The sequence below is a fragment of the Sphingomonas sp. RIT328 genome (genome assembly GCF_000632225.1).
In the GTDB taxonomy this organism is placed as follows: Bacteria; Pseudomonadota; Alphaproteobacteria; order Sphingomonadales; family Sphingomonadaceae; genus Sphingomonas; species Sphingomonas kyungheensis.
In genome coordinates this window covers 77,302-100,270 of record NZ_JFYV01000002.1, presented here as the reverse complement: position 1 = coordinate 100,270, position 22,969 = coordinate 77,302, and the positions used below count along the sequence as shown (strand labels likewise).

Below are 22,969 nucleotides of genomic sequence, written 5' to 3'. Positions count from 1 at the left end.
ACCGTCATGCAGCGCAATCCCGTCGGCAAGCTGCTCCTGTTCGGAGCGACCGGTGACCTCGCCCAGCGGATGCTGTGGCCGTCGCTCTACGGCCTGCATGCCGACGGGCTGCTGCCGGCGGGGCTGACGATCGTCGGCTCGGCACGCGGCGACCAGAATGACGACGCCTTCCGCGCCTTCGTCCAGAAGGCGCTCGGCCAGTTCCTCGCCGCCGACCGCAAGGACGACGAGAAGATCGCGAGCTTCCTCGAACGGCTGTTCTTCCAGCCGGCCGACCTGTCCGATCCGACCAGTTTCGCACCGCTCGCCGAAAAGGTCGGCGACGTGTCGGGCGGCCTCGCCATCTATCTGTCGACCGCGCCGTCGCTGTTCGAGCCGGCGGTCAAGGGGCTGGAGAGCGTCGGCCTCGCCGGCGAGACGGTGCGCATCGCGCTCGAAAAGCCGCTCGGCTACGACCTCGCCTCCAGCCGCGAGATCAACGACACCGTCGCCGCTGTCTTTCCGGAAGACCGGATCTTCCGCATCGATCACTATCTCGGCAAGGAGACGGTGCAGAACATCCTCGCCTTGCGCTTCGGCAATTCCTTCTTCGAGCCGGTGTGGAACGCGCAGGGGATCGACAACGTCCAGATCACCATCGCCGAGACCGTCGGGCTGGAAGATCGCGCCGGCTATTACGAGGGCGCGGGCGCGCTGCGCGACATGGTCGCCAACCATATGCTCCAGCTCGTCGCGCTGATCGCGATGGAGCCGCCGGCGCTCTACGACGGCGCCGCGATCCGCGACGAGAAGGCCAAGGTGTTCCGGTCGCTGCGCAAGTTCACGCCGGAAGACGTGCCGTCCTGCACCGTCACCGGCCAGTATGAGGAAGGCGCGGTCAGCGGCAAGGTCGTCAAGGGCTATGACGACGAGCTTGGCTATGACAGCAACGTCGAGACCTTCGTCGCGATCAAGGCGCATATCGACAATTGGCGCTGGCAGGGCGTGCCCTTCTACCTGCGCACCGGCAAGCGCATGGCCAAGCGGCGCAGCGAGATCGCGATCCAGTTCAAGCCGGTGCCGCATTCGATGTTCTCGGGCCGCGGCGGCGTGCTCCAGCCGAACACGCTGGTGATCCGGTTGCAGCCGGAGGAATATGTCCAGCTGCTGGTGATGGCCAAGGAGCCGGGCCTCGACCGCGACGGCATCCGCCTGCGCGAAGTGCCGCTCAACCTCAGCATGGACGCCGAATTCGCCGGGTCGCGGCGGCGCATCGCCTATGAGCGGCTGCTGCTCGACCTGATCGAGGGCGACCAGACGCTGTTCGTCCGCCGCGACGAGGTCGAGGCGCAGTGGACGTGGATCGATTCGATCCGCGCCGGCTGGGACGCCAATCAGACCAAGCCCAAACATTATGCCGCCGGCACCTGGGGCCCCGCCGGCGCGATCGCGCTGACCGAGCGCGACGGCGTGACCTGGCAGGACGACTGAGGCTTTAGCCGCCCTCCCGGCCCAATCGTCATCCCGACCCCGTTCCGGGTGCACCCTGCGGCGGGGCGAAAGGCATGCGGCCCAAGCCTTGCCCTCTGCGGATGGGTGGACCGCGGAACACGTCCGGGATGACGGACCATGAACCCCATCCCGCCGCCCATACGTATGCGCGGCCCCTTACCTTGCGTGGCCGTCCGGTCTATCGGAGCGGCACGCCGACCGAACGAAAGCAGAGACATGACCGAGATCGAATGGTGGGAGTATGACGATGCGGCGGAAATGGCCGCCGCCGTCGCCGGGGATATCCAGTTCATCATCGAAGCGGCGATCGACGCGCGCGGCGCGGCGGTGATCGCGCTGCCGGGCGGCAAGACGCCGATCCCGATCTACGGTCATCTCGCCAAGGCGAAGATCGACTGGAAGCGGGTGACGATCGTCCCCACCGACGAGCGCATCGTGCCGCTCGGCGACGCGCTGTCCAACGTGACGATGATCGGCAAGACCTTCATCCCCAAGGGCGCACGCGTCATACCGATCGTGCCGCAGGCGACCGCCGACTATAAGTCCGCCGGCCGTTCGGCGGATGCGCTGATGCAGGACCTGCACTGGCCGCTCGACCTCTGCCTGCTCGGCGTCGGCGGCGACGGACATACCGCCTCGATCTTCCCCGGTCCCGATTTCGACGAGGCGTTGGCCGGCCCCAAGGAGCGCCGTGCCTTGGGCGTGATGCCCGATCCGCTTCCCGCCGAGGCGCCGGTGCCGCGCGTCACGCTGTCGCGCGAGGGCATCGTCACCGCGCGCGCGCTGATGATCGCGGTGACCGGACAGGCCAAGCGCGACGTGATCGAAACGGCGATCAAACAGGGGCCGTCGTCCGCCTATCCGATCGGCCGCGTCCTCGCCGACGCCGAGCTGCCCGTCGACATCCACTGGGCGCCGTAACCGCCGCCCGGTCGCCCCTCCCCAGGATCCGCGTCATGAACCCCGAAGTCCTCGCCGTCACCGATCGCATCATCGAACGATCGCGCGAGCGCCGCAGCGCCTATCTGGCGCTGATCGAGCGCGAGCGCGAGACGGGCGCCCGCCGCCCGCAGCTCGGCTGCGCCAATCTCGCCCATGCCTATGCCGGCACCGAGGAGGATCGCGACACGCTGCGCGCCGGCAGCGGCATGAACATCGGCATCGTCACCGCCTATAACGACATGCTAAGCGCGCATGCCGTCTATTACCGCTATCCCGAACTCATGAAGGTCTGGGCGCGCGAGGTCGGCGCGACCGCGCAGGTGGCGGGGGCGACCCCGGCGATGTGTGACGGCGTGACGCAGGGCTATGCCGGCATGGAGCTGTCGCTGTTCAGCCGCGACACGATCGCGCTCGCCACCGCGGTTGCGCTCAGCCACGGCACGTTCGAGGGCGCCGCGCTGCTCGGCATCTGCGACAAGATCGTGCCGGGGCTGCTGATGGGCGCGTTGCGCTTCGGCCATCTGCCGATGGTGCTGATCCCCGGCGGCCCGATGCCCTCCGGCCTGCCCAACAAGGCCAAGGCGGCGGTGCGCGAGGCCTATGCCGAGGGCAAGGCCGGGCGTGAGGAGCTGCTCGACGCCGAGATACAGGCCTATCACGGCAAGGGCACCTGTACCTTCTACGGCACTGCCAACACCAATCAGATGATGATGGAGGTGATGGGCCTGCACATGCCGGGCGCCGCCTTCGTCAATCCCGGCACCAAGTTGCGCCAGGAGCTGACCCGCGCCGCGGTGCACCGGCTCGCGGGCATCGGCTGGCGCGGCGACGATTACCGGCCGCTCGGCCATTGCGTCGACGAGCGCGCGATCGTCAATGCGGCGGTCGGCCTGCTCGCCACCGGCGGCTCGACCAACCATCTGCTCCACGTGCCGGCGATCGCCCGCGCGGCGGGGATCGTCATCGACTGGGAGGATTTCGACCGGCTCAGCCGCGCGGTGCCGCTGATCGCGCGCGTCTATCCGAACGGTGCCGCCGACGTGAACGCTTTCGAGGCGGCGGGCGGCATGCCCTTCGTCGTGCGCGAATTGCTGGCGGCCGGCCTGCTGCATGGCGACATCACCACTGTGAGCGGCGACAGCCTCGCCGCTTATGCCGAAAAGCCGGTGATCGTCGACGAGGCACTCAGCTGGCAGCCGGTCGGCGACAGCGGCGACACGACGATCCTGCGCCCGGTCGGCGAAGCCTTCTCGCCGGATGGCGGGATGCGCATCCTCGCCGGCAACATCGGCCGCGCCTGCATCAAGGTCTCCGCGGTCGATCGCGACCGCTGGGTGATCGAGGCGCCGGCGCGCGTCTTCCACGACCAGCTCGACGTGCTCGAGGCGTTCAAGCGCGGTGAGCTGGAGCAGGATATGGTCGTCGTCGTCCGCTTCCAGGGCCCGCGCGCCAACGGCATGCCCGAGCTGCACAAGCTGACCCCGCCGCTCGGCGTCTTGCAGAACCGCGGCTTCAAGGTGGCGCTGGTTACCGACGGCCGCATGTCGGGGGCGAGCGGCAAGGTGCCCTGCGCGATCCATTGCTCGCCCGAGGCGCTCGGCCAAGGCGCGATCGGCAAGATCCGCGACGGCGACATCATCCGTGTCGATGCGCTCAACGGCACGCTCGATGCGCTGGTCGACCCCGCCGAATGGCTGGCGCGCCCGCTGTGCGACGCACCCGGCGCGGCAAGCGGCACCGGGCGTGAATTGTTCGCGATGTTCCGCGGGCTCGCCGACGAGGCCGAAAAGGGCGCATCCGGCATGCTCGCCGCGGCAGGATTGTAACGACCGTGCTCCTGCGGAAGCGGGAGCCCAGAGTCGCGGGCGCACCGCCCGCCTACCCTGGGTTCCTGCCTTCGCAGCAACACACATAGGATGATCAGGAGAGAAGACCCATGCAGCTCGTCAGCGTCGATATCGGCGGCACCCACGCCCGCTTCGCGATCGCGGAGGTCGAGGACGGCCGGGTCGTCTCGCTCGGCGAGCCGGTGACGCTCAAGACCGCGGAGCACGCCAGCCTCCAGACCGCGTGGCAGGCGTTCGCCGCGCGCCACGGTACGCCGCTGCCGCGCGCCGCGGCGATCTCCGTCGCCTCGCCGATCACCGGCGACATCATCCGCCTGACCAACAATCCCTGGGTGATCCGCCCGTCGCTGATCCCCGAGCGGCTCGGCGCCGACATCTATACCGTCATCAACGATTTCGGTGCGGTCGGCCATGCCGTCGCGCAATTGCCCGATGCCGATTTCGAACATCTCTGCGGCCCCGACCGCCCGCTCCCCACGGAGGGCGTGACGACCGTCTGCGGTCCCGGCACCGGGCTCGGCGTCGCGCAGGTCTACAAGGCGAAGGGCGTCTATCACGTCCTGCCGACCGAAGGCGGCCATGTCGATTACGCGCCGCTCGACGGCATCGAGGATGCGGTCGTCAAGCGGCTGCGCCGTACCTATACGCGCGTGTCGGCGGAGCGGATCTGCTCGGGACCGGGCATCGTCGCCCTGTACGAGACGCTCGCCGAGCTCGAGGGCCGGCCGGTGCCGAGCCGCGACGACAAGACGATCTGGACCGAGGCGCTCGACGGCACCGATTCGATCGCGCTCGCCGCGCTCGATCGCTTCTGCCTCGCGCTCGGCGCGGTCGCGGGCGATCTCGCATTGGCGCAGGGGGCCAAGGCAGTGGTGATCGCCGGCGGGCTCGGCCTGCGCATCAAGGACAAATTGATCCGCTCCGGCTTCGATCAGCGCTTCGTCGCCAAGGGCCGGTTCCAGAACATGATGGCGGGCATCCCCGTCAAGCTCATCACCCATCCGCAGCCCGGCCTGTTCGGCGCCGCTGCGGCCTTCGCCCAAGACCACGCATAAAAGGCCCTCGCGTCATGACCGATATCGCCACCATCATGCAGACCAGCGCCGTCATCCCGGTGCTGGTGATCGACGACGCCGCCACCGCCCGGCCGCTCGCCGAGGCGCTCGTCGCCGGTGGGCTCAGGGTGCTCGAAGTCACGCTGCGCACCGGCGCGGCGATGGAGGCGATCGCCGAGATGAAGCGCGTGCCGGGCGCGATCGTCGGCGCCGGCACGGTGGTGAACGCGGCGCAGGCGCGGCAGGTGATCGACGCCGGCTGCGAATTCATCGTCTCGCCGGGCCTGACCGAGCGGCTCGCCACGCCGATCCTCGACGCCGGCGTCGCCTATCTGCCCGGTACCGCCACCGCGGGTGACATCATGCGCGGCCTCGACCTCGGCCTGACGCATTTCAAGTTCTTCCCGGCGGAGACCTCGGGTGGCCTGAAGGCGCTGAAAGCGCTCGCCGCTCCCTTCTACCAATGCCGCTTCTGCCCGACCGGCGGCATTACCGAGGCGAGCGCACCCGACTGGCTCGCCTTCGATCCGGTGCTGTGCGTCGGCGGCAGCTGGGTCACCGGCGGCACGATGGCGGAGGTCGAGGCCAAGGCCCGCGCCGCCAGCGCGCTCAAGCGCTGATCGTACGCGGCGGCGGTCATGCCGCCGCCGCGACCAGCCACTGGCGGAACGCCGCCATCGCCAGCCCCGGCTTGCGCGACAGCAGATGCGTCAGCCAATAGCGCCCCGCGTCGATCTCGAGACCGAACGGCTGGACGAGCTGTTCGGCGGCGAGTTCACGCAGGAACATCGCGCGGGGGGCGAGCGCGACGCCCAGTCCCGCCATCGCCGCGCCGGCCATCACCGCGGAACTGTCGAACATCGGCCCGCGCAACGCCGGCGCCGCCAGTCCCGCGGCGGCAAACCAGCTTTCCCATTCGCTGACCCGATAGGAGCGCAGCAGCCGCTCGCGCGCCAGATCGCCGGGCGCCTGCAAGCGCGCGGCAATCCTCGGTGCACAAAGCGGGGTCAGCGGCGCGGCGAGCAACGGCTCCGCCTGCGTCCCGTGCCACGCGCCGTCGCCGAAGCGGATCGCGCCGTCGAGCCCCTCCCCCGCCAGGTCGACGCGATTGTTGTTGATCGACAGGCGGACGTCGATGTGGGGGTGACGCGCGGCGAAATCATCGAGCCGGGGCAACAGCCAGCCGGTCGCGAAGGTGCCGACGACGCCGAGCGCCAGCGTATATTGGAAGCGCCCGCCGGCGAACTGGTCGAGCGTCGCGCCGATCCGGTCGAACGTCTCGGCGAGCACCGGCACCAGCGCCTGCCCGTCGTCGGTCAGCGCCAGCCCGCGCGGCAGGCGGCGGAACAGCCGCGTCCCCAGACGGAGCTCCAACGCCGCGACCTGATGGCTCACCGCGCCCTGGCTGACGCACAATTCGATCCCCGCGCGGGTGAAGTTGAGGTGCCGCGCGGAGGCCTCGAAGGCGCGCAGGGCGTTAAGCGGGAGCTGGGCGCGATCCATGTCGTCATGAATAATGCTCATGGCTCGCGCGAGGGAAGATGCTTTGTACGGCCCCGGCGCGACGGGCATGCGATGGCCAAAGGAGACGCCCGAATGATCGCCAGCCTGCTCGCCGCCTTGCTCACCCCGCAGACAGCCGCGCCGGTCGACGATCCGCTGACCCGCCCGATCGCGTCGGATCATGCCGCCGAATGGCTCGCGCCCCGACCGCCGGTGCGCGTCTTCGGGAAAAGCTATCTGGTCGGCTTCGGCGGGCTCAACGTCGCGCTGATCGATACCGGCGAGGGGCTGATCCTGATCGACGGGGCGCTGCCGCAGGCGGCCGATGCGATCCTCGCCAATGTCAGAAGGCTCGGCTTCGACCCGCGCGACATCCGCTATATCCTCAGCACCGAACCGCATTTCGATCATGCCGGCGGCCTTGCCGCGCTCGTCCGGGCGACCGGCGCGACGGTCATCGCCAGTGCGCGGGGCGCCGAGGGGCTGCGCAGCGGCCGGCTCGCCGCCGACGATCCACAGCGCGGCTATGACAGCCGCTTCCCCGCCGTCGCCGCCGTCCGGGTGATCCGCGACGGCGAACGGGTGACGCTCGGCGATACCGCGGTCACCGCGCATGCGACGCCGGGGCATACGATGGGCAGCATGAGCTGGAGCTGGCGCGCCTGCCAGGCGATGACGTGCAAGGCGATCGTCTTCGCGGCGAGCCTCAACCCGGTATCGAGCGACGGCTATCGCTACACCGCCGCGGCGAGCCGTCCGATCGTCGCGGGCTTCCGCCACAGTTACCGGGTCATGCAATCGCTGCCCTGCGATCTGCTGATCACCGCCCACGCCGATCAGGACGGCGCCACCGACCGGTTCCGCACCGCACCCGGCGCCTGCCGCGCGCTCGCCGCATCGTCCCGGACGAAATTGGCGGCACGGCTGCGGGCGGATGGTCCGGCGCGCTGACCGTTACATCTCGCCGCGCTGACGGCGGATCGCATACCATTTCTGCACATTGGCGTTATGCTGTGCGAGCGTGTCGGCGAAGACGTGACCGCCGGTACCGTCCGCGACGAAATAGAGCGCGTTGGTCGCCTGCGGATCGAGCACCGCATCGATCGACGCGCGGCCGGGATTGGCGATCGGGCCGATCGGCAATCCCGCCTCGGCATAGGTGTTATAGCCGTTCTTCGCCTGCAATTCGGACCGCAGGATGCGCCGGCCGAGCGGCCGCCCCTTGGTGATCGGATAGATCACCGTCGGGTCCGCCTGCAACGGCATGCCGCGCTTGAGCCGGTTGCCGTAGACCGCCGCGACCATGCGCCGCTCGGCCGGCTTGCCGGTTTCCTTCTCGACGATCGAGGCGAGGATGACCGCCTGCGCCGGCGTCGTCACCGCGATGCCCGGCTTGCGCTTCGCCCAGGCGGCTGCGAGATAGTCGCGCATCGCCGTCTGCATCCGCGCGACGACGCTCGCCCGCGTGTCGCCGCGCTGGAAGGCATAGCTGTCGGGCAGCACCGACCCCTCCGCCGGCACCGCGACGTCGCCGGTGAGGCCGTCCGCCTTCATCAGCGCATCATGCACCAGCACCGACGGATAGCCCTCCGGCACCACCACCAGCCGCTGCAGCACCTTGCCGCCCTGTAGCATCTTGAGAATGTCGGCGGCGCTGGCGTGGGCGGGGATGCGATATTCGCCCGCCTTGATCGGCTCGCCCGAGCCGAACACGCGCGCGAGCAGGCGGAAGCGGCCGGCCGAGCGGATCGCCCCGGCTTTCTCCAGCGCGCGCGCCGCGCCGGCGAGGCTGCTGCCCTCCGCCACCTGCACGGTCAGCGTCCGCGGCGCCGGGCCGGCACCGCCCCAGCCCTGTACGACGAGGAACGCCGCGACCAGCGCGACGAGGCCGACCAGCAGACCGAGACAGCCGACCTTGCGCATCGGCTCAGATCGTCTTCATCACCAGCGAGGCGTTGGTGCCGCCGAAGCCGAACGAATTGTTGAGCACCGCCCGCACCTCCCGCTTGCGCGCGACATGGGGCACCAGATCGACGCCTTCCGCGCCCTCCGACGGATTGTCGAGGTTGAGCGTCGGCGGCACGATCTGGTCGCGCATCGCGAGGATGCAGAAGATGCTCTCCACCGCACCGGCGCCGCCGAGCAGATGCCCGATCGCCGACTTGGTCGAGCTCATCGACAGTCCGCCGATCGCATCACCGAACAACCGCTTCACCGCGCCGAGCTCGATCATATCCGCCATCGTCGAGGTGCCATGGGCGTTGATATAGTCGATATCCGACAGGGCGAGCCCCGATTTGCGGATCGCCATCTCCATCGACCGATAGGCGCCCGACCCTTCGGGTTCCGGCGCGGTGACGTGGAAGGCGTCGCCCGACAGGCCGTAACCGACGACCTCGCAATAGATTTTCGCGCCGCGTGCCTTGGCGTGCTCATATTCCTCGAGCACGACGACGCCGGCGCCCTCGCCCATCACGAAACCGTCGCGGTCGCGGTCATAGGGACGGCTCGCCTGTTCGGGGCGATCGTTGAAGCTGGTGTTGAGCGCGCGCGCCGCGGCGAAGCCGGCGATGCCGATCGGGCAGACGGTGCTTTCCGATCCGCCGGCAAGCATCACGTCGGCATCGTCGAGCGCGATCATCCGCGCCGCATCGCCGATCGAATGCGCGCCGGTCGAACAGGCGGTCACCACCGCGTGGTTCGGCCCCATCAACCCGTATTTGATCGAGACCTGACCCGAGATCAGGTTGATCAGCCGGCCATGGACGAAATGCGGGCTGACCCGCTTCGGCCCCTTTTCGGCGAGGACGAGCGATTCGCTTTCGATCCCCGGCAGGCCGCCGATGCCCGAACCGATCGAACAGCCGGCGCGGAACCGCTCCGCCTCGCTCATCTCGGTCAGGCCGGCATCCTCGAGCGCCTGCCCGGCGGCATCGATGCCGTAGACGATGAAGGGATCGACCTGACGCTGGACCTTGTGATCGACGCGCTTGTCGGGATCGAAGCCATAAGGATGATCCGCCGGCTTCACCTCGCAGGCGATCGTGCATTTCTGGTCGGAGGCGTCGAAGCGCGTGATCGGCCCCGCGCCCGACTTGCCCGCGATCAGGTTCGCCCAGGCGGTCTCGACGTCCGCGCCAAGCGGAGTGACCAGCCCCAGACCGGTTACGACAACGCGCCGCATACCCTTACTCCATTCCATCTCACACGACGCCACCCGACGGGGCGGGCGGCTCTTACGAAAAACGGCCCCCCGCCCACATAATCGGGGACGGGGAGCCGTTCAAATCCGGCCCTCAGCGGGCGCGGGCAAGCCGAAGGCTCAGCCCTTGTGCTCGTCGATATAGGTGATCGCGTCCTTGACGGTCGTGATCTTCTCGGCGGCATCGTCGGGGATCTCGACCCCGAATTCCTCCTCGAACGCCATGACGAGCTCGACGATGTCGAGGCTGTCGGCGCCCAGGTCGTCGATGAAGCTCGCGTCCTCGGTCACCTTGTCGGCTTCGACGCCGAGATGCTCGACGACGATCTTCTTCACGCGGTCGGCGGTCTCGCTCATGGTATAGTCCCTCTTCGCTTTGGGGGTGTTTCGTTTCTCCCGAACGCCCGTAGAACGCAGGCGTGCGGGTGGCAAGCGTCTGTTAAGGTCGATCGATCCGGATCGAGCCGCAACCCGGTCAGATCATGGCCATACCGCCGTTGACGTGCAAGGTCTGGCCGGTGACGTATCCGGCCTCGCGGCTGGCGAGATAGACCACCGCGGCGGCGATGTCCCCGCCATTGCCGAGGTCGCCCGCCGGGATCCGGCCGAGCAGCGCGGTCTTCTGCGCCTCGGGCAGCGCGTCGGTCATCGCCGAGCGGATGAAGCCGGGGGCGACGCAATTGACGGTGATGTTGCGGCTGGCGAGCTCCTGCGCGAGCGCCTTGGACATGCCGACCAGCCCCGCCTTCGACGCGGCATAATTCGCCTGGCCCGGATTGCCGGTCTGCCCGACCACCGAGGTGATCGAGACGACGCGGCCGAACCGCTGCTTCATCATCGGCTTGGCGGCGGCGCGGATCAGCCGGAAGGCGGCTTCGAGGTTGACGCGGATCACCTGATCCCACTCCTCGTCCTTCATCCGCATCGCCAGATTGTCGCGGGTGACGCCGGCGTTGTTGACGAGGATGTCGATCCGCCCGGCCAGCGCGGCGACCGCCTGCGGCACCAGAGCATCGACCGCGGCGGCGTCCGACAGATCGCACGGCACCGCGACGTGATCGTCGCCCAGCCCGGCGCGAAACGCCTCCAGCTTGTCGGCATTCGACCCCGACACCGCCAGCCGCGCCCCCTGCCCCGCCAGCGCGGTGGCGATCGCCGAGCCGATTCCGCCCGACGCGCCCGTCACCAATGCGGTCATACCTGTGAGATCGAACATGTCCTATCCTTGTTGGTTCACGCGAAGACGCGAAGACGCGGAGGGGGTGTGGCCGTTGACGATACGTCGCAGCCCCTCCTTGAGCGTCGCACCTCCGAAATTGATAAGCAGCCCGAGGGGCTGCTTGGTAAGTCTTAGATAAGTGAGCAGTTGCTTCGCATGAGCGGCGTTCAACCGCTCGACCGACTTGATTTCAACGAGCAGGGCACTGGCGATGACCAGATCGATCCGGAAAGCGACCTCGAACCATAGCTCCTCAAATTCGAACGACACCGGAACCTGCCGGCGGACGTCATAGCCGAGCTTGGTGAGCTTGGCCGCCAACACGGTTTCGTAGACGCTTTCCAGCAGGCCTGGCCCTAACTCACGGTGAAGTCGTAAAGAAACGTCGATGACGTCCGAAGCAGCCGCCTCGAGCTCCACCATCTTCGCGTCGTCGCGTCTTCGCGTGAACATTACACCCGTTTAAGGAAATCCTCGATGTCGTCCATGGTGACGACGCTGATCGCCTCGACGTCGGGGGCAATGCGTTTGACCATGGGGGCGAGGACCTTGCCGCCGAATTCGACGAACTGCGTCACGCCGCCCTCGGCCATCGCCAGCACCGATTCGCGCCAGCGGACCATCCCCGTCACCTGGCGGACCAGCGCGGCGCGGATCGCGTCGGGGTCGGCGATCGGCGCGGCGTCGACGTTGGCATAGACCGGCACCAGCGGCGCGGCGATGCGCGCGTCGGCGAGCGCCGCCTGCATCGCCTCGGCGGCGGGCTGCATCAGCGGGCAGTGGAAAGGCGCGGAAACCGGCAGCAGCACCGCACGCTTGGCGCCATGCTCCTTGGCGAGCGCGACCGCACGCTCGATCGCGGCGCGGTGGCCGGAGATCACCACCTGCGACGGATCATTGTCGTTGGCGACGGTACAGACCAGATCGCCGCCGCCCTCCGCCGCGACCGCCGCCACCGCAGCCTCCGCAATCGCCTGCGCCCTGGCGAGATCGGCGCCGAGCAGCGCCGCCATCGCGCCCTCGCCGACCGGCACCGCCGCCTGCATCGCCTGACCGCGCAGGCGCAGCAGCCGCGCGGTGGTGGCGAGATCGATCGCCCCCGCCGCGCACAGCGCGCCATATTCGCCGAGGCTGTGGCCGGCGACGTAATCGGCCGTGTCGGCGAGGCGGAGGCCGCCCTCGCGCTCGGCGACGCGCAACGTCGCGATCGCATTGGCCATGATCGCCGGCTGCGCATTGGCGGTGAGCTGGAGCTCCTCCGCCGGGCCGTCGGTCATCAGCCGGAAGAGGTTCTGGCCGAGCGCCTCGTCGACCTCGCCGAACACCTCGCGCGCGACCGCGCTCGCCTCGGCCAGCGCCTTGCCCATGCCGACCGCCTGGCTGCCCTGGCCGGGGAAGATGAATGCCCGCATCGTGCCACTCCCTTGATTGCAGGAGCGCGCCACTAGGGCCGCTGCGGCCCCCACGCAACCTGAACGAACCCATTGGAGTTGCGACACCCTGCGACCGTTTTGGCGGATCGGCGGGAGAGGTTTGCGACAGGTCGCACCCATCTTCTGTCGTGACGCCGGCAACGGCGCCGGTTTTGACAATGGGAGTGTTGAACATGAAGAAGCTGTTGATGAGCGCCATCGCCGCCACGTTGGTCGCCAGCCCGATGGCGGTCGCCGCCGCCGATGCGGCGCCGGTCCAGCGCGAGCGCACCGTCACCACCGTCAAGGAGCGCCCCAACGGCCGCACCGTCGTGACGCAGCGCACCACCGTCCGCAACACCGGCCCGCAGGCATGGCGCGTCGGCCAGCGCTTCGATCGCCGCCATGCGACCAACTATCGCGTCGTCCGCGACTATCGCACCTATCGCCTCGCCGCGCCGGGCCGCGGGCAATATTGGGCGCGCTCGGGCAATGACGCGATCCTGGTCCGCAACAACGGCACGATCGTCCGGGTGATCCAGCGCTCGTTCCGCTAAACCGGGTGACGCGCTTGCTTTTTGAGGCAGGTCGCGTATGAGAATGCCAACCGGGGTGGGGAGCCAGTCTCTCCGCCCCGGTTTTTACGTGGACGAAGACAGCCGGAGGGGCGTCGCATGGGGCGGCGTCAGCGATCGGCCAACGAAGGACAAGGCATGGCTCTGTACGAGCACACGTTCCTTGCGCGCCAGGATCTGGCACAGGCGCAGGTGGACGCGCTGGCGGAAACCGCCACCAAGATCATCGAAGACAATGGCGGCAAGGTCGTCAAGACCGAGACCTGGGGCCTGCGCAGCCTCGCGTATCGCATCGCCAAGAACCGCAAGGCGCATTACGTCATGCTCGAGATCGACGCCCCCGGCCATGTCGTGGCCGAGCTGGAGCGCCAGACGCAGATCAACGAAGACGTCATCCGCTACATGACCGTCAAGGTCGACACGCTGGAAGACGGCCCGACCGTGATGATGCGCAAGCAGGAGCGTGACCGTGAGCGTCGCGGCGATCGCGAGGGCGGCCGTGATGGCGCGCCGCGCGGCGACCGTGGCGATCGTGCTCCCCGTCGTGACCGTGAAGAGGAGGCCGCATAATGGCGCGTCCGTTTTTCCGCCGCCGCAAGTCGTGCCCGTTCAGCGCCAAGGATGCGCCGCGGATCGACTATAAGGACGTCCGCCTGCTGCAGGGCTTCGTGTCCGAGCGTGGCAAGATCGTCCCGTCGCGCATCACCTCGGTGAGCGCCAAGAAGCAGCGCGAGCTCGCCCAGGCGATCAAGCGTGCCCGTCACCTGGGCCTGCTGCCCTACGTCGTTAAGTAAGGAGTCCGATCAATGGACGTCATTCTGCTTGAGCGCGTCGAGAAGCTCGGCGCCATCGGCGACGTGGTGAAGGTCAAGGACGGTTTCGCCCGTAACTTCCTGCTGCCGAACAAGAAGGCGCTGCGCGCCAACGAAGCCAACCGCAAGGTGTTCGAGGCGAACCGCGCCCGCATCGAGAGCGAGAACGCCAACCGTCGCGGCGAAGCCGAGAAGGAAGCGGTCTCGTTCAAGGACGCGTCGGTCACGCTGATCCGTCAGGCGTCGAACACCGGCCAGCTCTACGGTTCGGTCGCGGTCCGCGATCTGGTCGAGGCGCTGGTCGCCGACGGCCACAAGGTGACCAAGGCGCAGGTCGTGCTCGACAAGCCGATCAAGTCGATCGGCCTGTACGATGTGCGCGTCGCGCTCCATCCGGAAGTCACCGTGGTGGTCAAGGTCAATGTCGCGCGCTCGCCCGAAGAGGCCGAGATGCAGGCATCGGGCGTCGACGTCATGTCGTCGATGTTCGAGCGTGACGAGGCCGGCTTCACCGAGGATTACGATCCCAACGCCGAGCCGGGCGCGACCGCCGAGTCGCCCGCCCGCGCCGACGAGGCGCCGGCGCAGGGCTGATCGCCCTTCGTCAGCCGTATCGAAAAGGCCGTCCGGAGCGATCCGGGCGGCCTTTTTCGTATACGGGCCCAGAGACACTGATCTCGATCACGGTCGGATTAACGAGGCTGAAACATTGCGTCCATTATGGATGTGACCATGCCAGCGCAATTCAACATCGCCGTCGAACCCGCTCGTCACCTCCTGACGCTGACCTGCGCGGGCTTCTACCTGACCGAGGATGTCGCCGCGTTACGCGCCGCCTGTGAAGAGGCGTGCGGACAGCTCCCTGCCGCACCCCACGGTCATCTGATCCTGATCGACGCGTCGGGCATGCGCATCCAGACGCGCGAGGTGGTCGACGCCTTTACCGGGATCGTCCGCGATCCGCGGTTGCGCAGTCGGCGGCTCGCCTTCGTCGTCAACCATTCGCTCGCCCGTCAGCAGATCCTGCGCCTGCCCGAACCGGGTCGCGCCAACGTCGCCTTCTTCGACGATCGCCCCGCCGCCGAGGCCTGGCTTTTCGAAGATGCGGTCAGCGGCGCCCGAACAGTCGCTCGATATCGCCATGCGCCAGCTTCACCCATGTCGGCCGGCCATGATTGCACTGCCCCGAATGCGGCGTAGCCTCCATCTCGCGGAGCAGCGCGTTCATCTCGGCGACGCCGAGGATGCGGCCGGCGCGCACCGAACCGTGGCAGGCCATCGTCCCCGCCACCGCATCGAGCCGCTCGCGCAGCGACAGCGCCGAATCGAACGCGGCGAGCTCATCGGCCAGATCGGTGACCAGCCCGGTCGGGTCGGCCTGGCCGAGCAGCGCCGGCGTCGTACGGACCAGCATCGCGCTCGGCCCGAACCGTTCGAGGTCGAGGCCGAGTTCGGCGAGCTCGCCGATCCGCGCGGTCAGCCGGTCGCAGGCCGGCTCATCGAGTTCGACCACCTCGGGGATCAGCAACGCCTGCGCCGCGATGCGGCCGCCGGCGAGCGCGGCGCGCATCCGTTCGAGCACGAGGCGTTCGTGCGCGGCATGCTGATCGACCAGCACCAGCCCGTCTTCCGCCTCCGCGACGATATAGGTCTTGGCGACCTGCCCGCGCGCGACGCCGAGCGGATGCGACACCGTCTCGGGCGGGGGCGCCCAGGCGGGCTCGGCGCGGGCGGCGGGCGGCGCGGTGAGGAAGGTCGGCCGATAGTCGCGGACGCCCTGCCCCAGCCCCGCCAGCGCCGGGGCCGCATTGGCGGCGAAGGCCGCCTCATCCGGTCGGACGGCGTCGGCCGGGCCGGCGGGCTGGCCGGTATGCCACATCTGCAACGCCGTCTCGGCCGGCCGCTGCACGCTGCGATGCCCGGCGGCATCGAGCGCGCGGCGCAGGCCGGAGACGATCAGGCCGCGTACCAGCGCCGGGTCGCGGAAGCGGACCTCGGTCTTGGCGGGGTGGACGTTGACGTCGACTTCGCTCGCCGGCACGTCGAGGAACAGCGCGACCACCGCATGGCGGTCACGCGGCAGCATCTCGGCATAGGCGCCGCGGATCGCCCCCATCAGCAACCGGTCGCGCACCGGGCGGCCGTTGACGAACAGATATTGATGGTCGGCGACGCCGCGATTGTAGGTCGGGATGCTCGCCACCCCGCCGAGCACCAGCGCCCCCGCCTCGGTCGGCCGTTCGAGATCGACCGGCACCGCATTGTCGGCGAGCGCGCGATCGGTCAGCGCGGCGACGCGCGCCGGCCGTTCCTCGGCGAGCGTCACGGCCAGCGCGCGGCGGCCGTCATGTTCGAGCGTGAAGGCGATGTCGCACCGCGCCATCGCCAGCCGCCGCACCGCATCGAGGCAGGCGGCATATTCGGCGCGCGGCGAGCGCAGGAACTTGCGCCGCGCCGGCACCCGGGCGAACAGCCCCTCGACGATCACCCGCGTCCCCGGCGGCAGCGCGGCCGGCCCTTCGCGGACGAGCACGCCATTGTCGACGGTGCGCGCCCAGCCCTCCGCGCCGGCGATTCGACTCTCGATCGTCAGCCGCGCGACGCTGGCGATCGACGGCAGCGCCTCGCCGCGGAAGCCGAGCGTCGCCACCCGATCGATCGCGCCATCGTCGCCGAGCAGGCTGTCGGGAAGTTTCGACGTCGCATGCCGTTCGAGCGCCAGTGCCATGTCGGACGGCGTCATGCCGCAGCCGTCGTCGGCGACGTCGATGCGCGAAAGTCCGCCCTCGGAAAGACTTATCGCAATCCGTGTGGCGCCGGCGTCGATCGCGTTCTCGACCAGTTCCTTCAACGCGCTGGCGGGCCTTTCCACCACTTCACCGGCAGCAATTCGATTGACGAGATGTTCGGGCAGACGGCGTATTGACACCGCGCATCCTCTATACCAAGCGACGGCCTCCCGCGAGCCCTTCTGCTGAACGTGATGAACACTGTGACCACACGGTCGGCGGCGGGTCTCATGAAACCCTGTGTCTCGAACACGCGTCCCGCATACGGAACCTAGCGCCCGATGGCCTTACCCCGCTTCTTCAAATTCATGTCGCATGACATGGCGATCGACCTCGGCACCGCCAACACGTTGGTCTATGTCCGGGGTCGCGGCATCGTGCTCAACGAGCCGTCCGTCGTCGCGGTGGAGACGATCAACGGCGTGCGCCGGGTCAAGGCGGTCGGCGATGACGCCAAGCTAATGATGGGCAAGACGCCGGGGTCGATCGAGGCGATCCGTCCGTTGCGCGACGGCGTCATCGCCGACATCGACGTCGCGGAAGAGATGATCAAGCATTTCATCCGCAAGGTGCACGGCCCGCGCAAGTTCGCGCGCTGGCCGGAGATCGTGATCTGCGTGCCGTCGGGTTCGACCAAGGTCGAACGCCGCGCGATCCGCGACGCCGCCTCCAACGCCGGCGCCAGCCAGGTCTATCTGATCGAGGAGCCGATGGCGGCGGCGATCGGCGCCGACATGCCCGTCACCGAGCCGATCGGCAGCATGGTCGTCGACATCGGCGGCGGCACCACCGAAGTCGCGGTGCTGTCGCTGCGCGGCCTCGCCTATACCACCAGCGTCCGCGTCGGCGGCGACAAGATGGACGAGGCGATCGTCAGCTACGTCCGCCGCAACCACAATCTGCTGATCGGTGAATCGACCGCCGAGCGGATCAAGCAGGAGGTCGGCATCGCCCGCCCCCCCGCCGACGGCATCGGCAAGATCATCTTCGTCAAGGGCCGCGACCTCGTCAACGGCGTGCCCAAGGAGATCCAGATCAACCAGGGCCAGATCGCCGAGGCGCTGAGCGAGCCGGTCGCGACGATCGTCGAGGGCGTGCGCGTCGCGCTGGAGAATACCGCGCCCGAACTCGCCGCCGACATCGTCGACCAGGGCATCGTGCTGACCGGCGGCGGCGCGCTGCTCGAAGGGCTCGACGAGGTGCTGCGCGACGAGACCGGCCTGCCGGTCACCGTCGCCGAGGATCCGCTGACCTGCGTCGCGCTCGGCACCGGGCGCGCGCTGGAGGATCCGATGTTCCGCGGCGTGCTCCAGACCGGCTGATACAGACTTAGTTTCCACACGAGACGGGGGGATTTCGGCGCATGGCGCCTGCCCGCGACCGTCGCACGGGTTTCTCGCGGCGACGGCAGTATTCGGCGTTCTTCGGCTACGTGCTCGCGGTGGCGGGCGCGGTGGTCGGCGCCGCTTTGCTCGCCGCCTCGATCTTCAATCCGCCGGCGTTCAGCACCGCGCGGATGGCCGTGGCGAGCGTCACCGCCCCCGTCGCCAGCCTGCTCGACAGCGGGACGGATGCGATCGCCTCCGTGCCGCAGGCGATCGGCACCTGGATCAACGTCCATGGCGAGAATGCGGCATTGCGCGCCGAACTGAAGCGCCACGACGCCTTGCTCAGCAAGGCGCGGGTCATCGCCTATGACAATCGCCGGCTGCGCGGCCTGCTGCGGGTGCGCGACCGCACGCCGGAGCCGGTGCTCACCGCCCGGCTGGTCGCCTCGACCGCGTCGAGCGGCCGCCGCTTCGCCCTGCTCAACGCCGGCCGCGTCCAGGGCGTGACGCCGGGCATGCCGGTGCTGGGACCGGAGGGGCTGGTCGGCCGGGTGCTCGAATCCGGGCCGATCGCGGCGCGGGTGCTGCTGATCACCGATCCCGAAAGCCTCGTGCCGGTGCGGCGGACGCGCGACGGCCTGCCCGCGATCGCGGCGGGGCGCGGCGACGGCCGGGTCGACATCCGCTCGGTCGGCGCGGCCAACGTCCGCTTCGCGCCCGGCGACATGTTCGTCAGCTCGGGGATCGGCGGTCTCTACGCACCCGGCGTGCCCGTAGCGCGGGTCGAGCGCGCGGGGTCGGACAGCGTCGTCGCCACCCCCTATGCGCCGCCCGACGCGGTCGATTTCGTCATCGTCGAACGGCCGTTCATGCCGATGCCGCCGCCGCTGCCGCCCCGTGCCGGGCCGGCGGTCAGTCCCGCTGCGCCAGCGCGCTAAGCGAACAGCGAAGCGTCGCCATGTCCCGCAACACGATCGACTATCGGCCGTTCGAACTGCCGCTGCCGCCTGGCCGGGCGCGCGCGCTGCCATGGATCAGCGTCATCGCCGCCTCGGCCGTCACCGCGATCCTGCCCGTCGTCGCCAGCCTCGCGCTGATGCCGCCGCTCGGGCTGCTGCTGCTGCTCACCTGGCGGCTGCTCGCCCGGTTCGCGCTGCGGCCATGGGCGGCGGCGCCGCTCGGGCTGTTCGACGATCTGGTCAGCGGCCAGCCGCTCGGCTCGTCGGTGCTGCTCTGGTCCTTGTGCTTTATCGCCATCGACCTGATCGAACAGCGTCTGGTGTTCCGCGATTTCTGGCAGGACTGGCTGATCGCCACCGGCGCCATCGCCTTTTGCCTGACCGTCGGCCGCTGGATCGCACTGCCTCTCGGCGCGCACGTCGATCCCGTGCTATTGGCGCAGATCGTGATTACGGTAATGCTTTTCCCCCTCGCCGTCCGCGCCGTCGCCTGGATCGACCGCCGCCGCGGAGATGCGGCATGATGCGCCGCTCGCCCAAGATGGTCACCGAGGCGATGCAGACCTACAGCTTCTCGCGTCGCGCCTGGTTGCTCGGCACCGCGCAGGCCGGCGTCGGGCTGCTGCTCGCCGGGCGGATGGGCTGGCTGGCGATCGCGCAGAACGAGAAGTACAATCTTCTCGCCGAGAGCAATCGCGTCAATCTGACGATGATCCCGCCGCGCCGCGGCTGGATCGTCGATCGCCACGGCGCGCCGATCGCCAACAACCGCACCGATTTCCGCATCGACATCATCCCCGACCGGCTCGAGGGCGGCGACGCCGGACGCGACCGCGTGCTGGCGCTGCTCGCCCGGCTGCTCGATCTCACCCCCGACGACGTCGAGCGGATCCGGATCGACCTCGACGGCGCCGCCGGTTTCCAGCCGGTGCAGGTCGCCGAGAACATCAGCTGGGACCGGTTCGCCGCGATCAGCCTGCGCCAGCCCGAATTGCCCGGCGTCGCGCCGACGCGCGGCTTCGCGCGCGCCTATCCGGCGGGTGCCGCGGTCGCCCACCTCACCGGCTATGTCGGCGCGGCCAATGCCGAACAGTTCAAGAAGACGCATGACCCGCTGCTCGTCACGCCGGGCTTCAAGCTCGGCAAGGACGGGCTGGAAAAGCAGCTCGAACCGCTGCTGCGCGGCGTCGCCGGGGCCAAGCGCGTCGAGGTGACCGCGCGCGGCAAGGTCGTCGCCGAGCTGCCGACCCGTGCCGACGTGCCGGGCAAGACGCAGCGGCTGACGATCGATGCCGGTCTGCAGGAATATGCGGCGCGCCGGCTCGGCACCAATTCGGGGTCGGCGGTGGTGCTCGACTGCCGGACGGGCGAGATGCTCGCGATGGTGTCGATGCCCGCCTACGACCCCAACAGCTTTTCGGACGGGATCAGCCATCTCGAATGGAAGATGCTGTCCGACGACGACCACGTGCCGCTGATGAACAAGGTGACGCAGGGCCTCTATCCGCCGGGATCGACGGTCAAGCCGATGAACGGCCTGGCGCTGCTTGCCGCCGGGGTGGGCGCGCACGACCGGATCGTCTGCTCGGGCGCGCTGCGCGTCGGCACCGGCATCTTCCACTGCCACAAGAAGGGCGGCCACGGCCCGCTCGATCTCAAGGGTGCGATCGAGCAGAGCTGCGACATCTATTTCTACGAGATGATCCGCCGCCAGGGCTATGACAAGATCGCGCCGGTGGCGCGGATGGTCGGGCTCGGCCAGAAGTTCGACCTGCCGCTGGCGACGCAGCGCTACGGCACCGTGCCCGATTCGGAATGGAAGCTGCGCAAGTACAAACATCCCTGGACCGTCGCCGATGGCCTCAACGCCTCGATCGGCCAGGGCTATGTGCTCGCCAATCCGTTGCAGCTCGCCGTGATGGCGGCGCGGATCGCGTCCGGGCGGGCGTTGCAGCCGAGCCTGCTCGCCAGTCACGTCCATCTCGACGCCCCGGCGCTGCCGGTCCCGTCCGAACATCTCGCGATCGTCCGTGACGCGATGTACGGTGTGATCAACCAGGGCGGCACCGGCGCGGCGGCGCGGCTGCTCGTCCCCGGGGTGGCGATCGCCGGCAAGACCGGCACCGCGCAGGTGCGCCGCATCACCATGGCGGAACGGCGCAGCACCGGCGTCATCAAGAACGGCCAATTGCCGTTCAAGATGCGCGACCACGCGCTGTTCGTCGGCTTCGCCCCGCACGACAATCCGCAATATGCGATCGCGGTGGTGCTCGAACACAATGGTCACACCGTCCGCAATCTCGATACGCCGATGATCGCGCGTGACATCATGACCTATCAGTTCGACCGCGACCGCGCGATGAAGGCGCTCGCCGATGTCGAGCCGACCTGGGGCGGCGACATCGGCACGCGGATGGCGGCGCAGGCCGCCGCCTATCGCGCCGCGCAATCGCCGCCGCCCGCCGCCAATGCGACCAAGACCGACGCAACCGTGCCGAGCGATTCGGACGCGGTCGAGGCGGCGACCGACCTCGCCAACCAGACCCAGGCGGCGATGGCACCAGTCGCCGTGACCGGCGACGCCGAACCCGCCGACGCCAGCGATCCGAGCGGACGGACCCAGCCATGACCCGCAGCCGCATCGTCCCCGACCCGATCGCCCGCCAGCCGTGGCGGATCATCGCATTGGTCGTCGCGATCGGTGCCTTCGGCCAGATCGTCCTCTATTCCGCCGCCGGCGGCTCGCTCCAGCCCTGGGCGCTGTCGCAGGGCATCCGCTTCTTCGTGCTGCTCGGTGCGGCGCTCGCCATCTCCTACGTTCCCGAGCGGGTGTGGAAGAGCGCGGCGCTGCCCGCCTATGTGGTGATCGTCATCGCGCTGGTGCTGGTCGAGCTGGTCGGTGCGGTCCGCGGCGGCAGCCAGCGCTGGCTCGATGTCGGCATCAAGCTGCAACCGTCCGAATTCATGAAGCCGGTGATCGTGCTCGCCTGCGCGCGCTTCTACGACATGCTGCCGCCCAACGAGACGCGGCGGTTCGGCGCGATCTGGCCGGCGGCGCTGCTGATCGGCATACCCGCGGCGCTGATCGCCAAACAGCCCGATCTCGGCACCGCGTTGATGGTCTGCGGCGGCGGCGTCGTCGTAATGTTCCTTGCCGGCGTGCCGATGCGGCTGTTCATCGGCGGCGCGCTCGCGCTCGCCGTCGCCGCGCCGATCGCCTTCAACTACGTGCTGCACGACTATCAGCGCAACCGCGTGCTGATCTTCCTCGATCCCGAAAGCGATCCGCTGCGCACCGGCTATCATATCAGCCAGTCGAAGATCGCGATCGGCTCCGGCGGCCTGTGGGGCAAGGGCTTCCTCAACGGGACGCAGAGCCACCTCGACTATCTGCCCGAGGGCCATACCGACTTCGTCTTCGCGACGATGGCGGAGGAATGGGGGCTGGTCGGCGGCTGCCTGCTGATCCTCGCCTTCATCCTGGTGGTGCGCTGGGGCGTCAACGTTGGCCAGCAGGCGACGACGCGCTTCGCCCGGCTGACCGCGGCGGGGCTGGCGACGACGATCTTCTTCTACGTCGCGATCAATCTGGCGATGGTCATGGGCCTAGCGCCGGTGGTCGGCATCCCCCTCCCCCTCGTCAGCTTCGGCAGTTCGGCGCAGATGACGGTGCTGCTGTGCCTAGGCATCCTGATGTCGATCGACCGCACCAATCGCCGCGTGTCGCGCCGCTGAGAGAAAAATCGCTGCGGCTGCGAAAAAGGGTTTGCATCCTGCGGCACGACTGCTAATTGGCCGCCTCCCGACGGGGCCGGCGCCTCTCCAAAGCGCCAAA

24 protein-coding genes are annotated in these 22,969 nt (G+C 68.9%); 16 read left to right on the top strand and 8 right to left on the bottom strand.

Features of this window, described 5'->3' with window-relative positions:
- Positions 1-6 precede the first annotated feature (6 nt).
- The 5 genes from zwf (at position 7) to eda (ending at position 5,955) form a co-directional block, all read left to right on the top strand.
- The gene (zwf, locus tag BW41_RS02505; protein WP_037531089.1) at positions 7-1,470 is read left to right on the top strand and encodes a glucose-6-phosphate dehydrogenase; all 1,464 of its coding nucleotides are present in this window, start codon (positions 7-9) and stop codon (positions 1,468-1,470) included.
- A gap of 237 nt (positions 1,471-1,707) precedes the next feature.
- Positions 1,708-2,412: a 6-phosphogluconolactonase gene (gene pgl, locus BW41_RS02500; protein WP_037531087.1), complete on the top strand. Its 705-nt coding sequence runs from the start codon at positions 1,708-1,710 to the stop codon at positions 2,410-2,412.
- Between the two features lie 35 nt (positions 2,413-2,447).
- Positions 2,448-4,259, top strand: coding sequence for a phosphogluconate dehydratase (gene edd, locus BW41_RS02495; RefSeq protein WP_037531085.1), 1,812 nt, complete (start codon positions 2,448-2,450; stop codon positions 4,257-4,259).
- Between the two features lie 110 nt (positions 4,260-4,369).
- Positions 4,370-5,335 carry a glucokinase gene (gene glk / locus BW41_RS02490; RefSeq protein WP_037531083.1) on the top strand — a complete coding sequence of 322 codons (966 nt, stop codon included), beginning with the start codon at positions 4,370-4,372 and terminating at the stop codon, positions 5,333-5,335.
- 14 nt (positions 5,336-5,349) lie between these two features.
- On the top strand, positions 5,350-5,955 hold the full coding sequence (gene eda / locus BW41_RS02485; protein WP_037531081.1) for a bifunctional 4-hydroxy-2-oxoglutarate aldolase/2-dehydro-3-deoxy-phosphogluconate aldolase: 606 nt from the start codon (positions 5,350-5,352) through the stop codon (positions 5,953-5,955).
- Between the two features lie 16 nt (positions 5,956-5,971).
- Here eda and BW41_RS02480 read toward each other — a convergent pair whose 3' ends face one another.
- Positions 5,972-6,838, bottom strand: a complete 867-nt coding sequence (locus tag BW41_RS02480) for a LysR family transcriptional regulator (RefSeq protein ID WP_037531079.1) — start codon at positions 6,836-6,838, stop codon at positions 5,972-5,974.
- A gap of 93 nt (positions 6,839-6,931) precedes the next feature.
- On the opposite strand from BW41_RS02480, the gene bla reads away from it, so the two are divergent.
- Entirely contained in the window at positions 6,932-7,789 is an 858-nt protein-coding gene (bla, locus tag BW41_RS02475) for a subclass B3 metallo-beta-lactamase (RefSeq protein WP_037531077.1), read from the top strand.
- A 3-nt stretch (positions 7,790-7,792) separates the two neighbouring features.
- Here bla and mltG read toward each other — a convergent pair whose 3' ends face one another.
- From mltG to fabD, 6 genes are all read right to left on the bottom strand, one after another.
- Positions 7,793-8,761, bottom strand: coding sequence for an endolytic transglycosylase MltG (gene mltG / locus BW41_RS02470; protein ID WP_037531076.1), 969 nt, complete (start codon positions 8,759-8,761; stop codon positions 7,793-7,795).
- A 4-nt stretch (positions 8,762-8,765) separates the two neighbouring features.
- On the bottom strand, positions 8,766-10,022 hold the full coding sequence (fabF, locus tag BW41_RS02465) for a beta-ketoacyl-ACP synthase II (RefSeq protein ID WP_037531075.1): 1,257 nt from the start codon (positions 10,020-10,022) through the stop codon (positions 8,766-8,768).
- A gap of 138 nt (positions 10,023-10,160) precedes the next feature.
- Entirely contained in the window at positions 10,161-10,397 is a 237-nt protein-coding gene (locus tag BW41_RS02460) for an acyl carrier protein (RefSeq protein ID WP_019515010.1), read from the bottom strand.
- A gap of 118 nt (positions 10,398-10,515) precedes the next feature.
- A complete protein-coding gene (gene fabG, locus BW41_RS02455; RefSeq protein ID WP_037531071.1) occupies positions 10,516-11,256 on the bottom strand; it encodes a 3-oxoacyl-[acyl-carrier-protein] reductase in 741 nt (246 codons plus the stop codon).
- Positions 11,257-11,259: 3 nt separating this feature from the next.
- Complete coding sequence (locus tag BW41_RS02450) at positions 11,260-11,682, bottom strand: GxxExxY protein (protein ID WP_037531146.1); 423 nt, start codon at positions 11,680-11,682, stop codon at positions 11,260-11,262.
- 29 nt (positions 11,683-11,711) lie between these two features.
- On the bottom strand, positions 11,712-12,671 hold the full coding sequence (gene fabD / locus BW41_RS02445; RefSeq protein ID WP_037531069.1) for an ACP S-malonyltransferase: 960 nt from the start codon (positions 12,669-12,671) through the stop codon (positions 11,712-11,714).
- Between the two features lie 194 nt (positions 12,672-12,865).
- Between fabD and BW41_RS02440 the strand changes: the two genes are divergently transcribed.
- The 5 genes from BW41_RS02440 (at position 12,866) to BW41_RS20780 (ending at position 15,258) form a co-directional block, all read left to right on the top strand.
- On the top strand, positions 12,866-13,228 hold the full coding sequence (locus tag BW41_RS02440) for an RcnB family protein (RefSeq protein WP_037531066.1): 363 nt from the start codon (positions 12,866-12,868) through the stop codon (positions 13,226-13,228).
- A gap of 156 nt (positions 13,229-13,384) precedes the next feature.
- Positions 13,385-13,816, top strand: coding sequence for a 30S ribosomal protein S6 (gene rpsF / locus BW41_RS02435; RefSeq protein ID WP_037531064.1), 432 nt, complete (start codon positions 13,385-13,387; stop codon positions 13,814-13,816).
- Positions 13,816-14,040 (top strand): 30S ribosomal protein S18, encoded by a 225-nt coding sequence (gene rpsR / locus BW41_RS02430; protein ID WP_007403456.1) that lies wholly within the window; start codon positions 13,816-13,818, stop codon positions 14,038-14,040. The genes rpsF and rpsR overlap by 1 nt, the downstream gene beginning before the upstream one ends.
- 12 nt (positions 14,041-14,052) lie before the next feature.
- Positions 14,053-14,652 (top strand): 50S ribosomal protein L9, encoded by a 600-nt coding sequence (gene rplI, locus BW41_RS02425; protein ID WP_037531061.1) that lies wholly within the window; start codon positions 14,053-14,055, stop codon positions 14,650-14,652.
- 138 nt (positions 14,653-14,790) lie between these two features.
- Positions 14,791-15,258 carry an STAS/SEC14 domain-containing protein gene (locus BW41_RS20780; RefSeq protein WP_152542068.1) on the top strand — a complete coding sequence of 156 codons (468 nt, stop codon included), beginning with the start codon at positions 14,791-14,793 and terminating at the stop codon, positions 15,256-15,258.
- On the opposite strand, the gene mutL is transcribed toward BW41_RS20780, so the two are convergent.
- Positions 15,167-16,987 carry a DNA mismatch repair endonuclease MutL gene (mutL, locus tag BW41_RS02415; RefSeq protein WP_037531057.1) on the bottom strand — a complete coding sequence of 607 codons (1,821 nt, stop codon included), beginning with the start codon at positions 16,985-16,987 and terminating at the stop codon, positions 15,167-15,169. The genes BW41_RS20780 and mutL overlap by 92 nt on opposite strands.
- Positions 16,988-17,128: 141 nt before the next feature.
- Here mutL and BW41_RS02410 point away from each other — a divergent pair, with 141 nt between their 5' ends.
- Genes BW41_RS02410 through rodA form a run of 5 tightly spaced genes read left to right on the top strand, consistent with a single transcriptional unit; the run spans position 17,129 to position 22,869 of the window.
- Positions 17,129-18,169 (top strand): rod shape-determining protein, encoded by a 1,041-nt coding sequence (locus BW41_RS02410; protein WP_037531054.1) that lies wholly within the window; start codon positions 17,129-17,131, stop codon positions 18,167-18,169.
- Positions 18,170-18,210: 41 nt separating this feature from the next.
- The gene (gene mreC / locus BW41_RS02405) at positions 18,211-19,113 is read left to right on the top strand and encodes a rod shape-determining protein MreC (protein ID WP_037531052.1); all 903 of its coding nucleotides are present in this window, start codon (positions 18,211-18,213) and stop codon (positions 19,111-19,113) included.
- Between the two features lie 20 nt (positions 19,114-19,133).
- Complete coding sequence (gene mreD / locus BW41_RS02400; protein ID WP_037531049.1) at positions 19,134-19,658, top strand: rod shape-determining protein MreD; 525 nt, start codon at positions 19,134-19,136, stop codon at positions 19,656-19,658.
- Positions 19,658-21,763, top strand: coding sequence for a penicillin-binding protein 2 (mrdA, locus tag BW41_RS02395; RefSeq protein WP_037531144.1), 2,106 nt, complete (start codon positions 19,658-19,660; stop codon positions 21,761-21,763). Before mreD ends, mrdA begins: the two co-directional genes overlap by 1 nt.
- Positions 21,760-22,869 (top strand): rod shape-determining protein RodA, encoded by a 1,110-nt coding sequence (gene rodA / locus BW41_RS02390; protein WP_037531046.1) that lies wholly within the window; start codon positions 21,760-21,762, stop codon positions 22,867-22,869. The genes mrdA and rodA overlap by 4 nt, the downstream gene beginning before the upstream one ends.
- Positions 22,870-22,969: the final 100 nt, after the last annotated feature.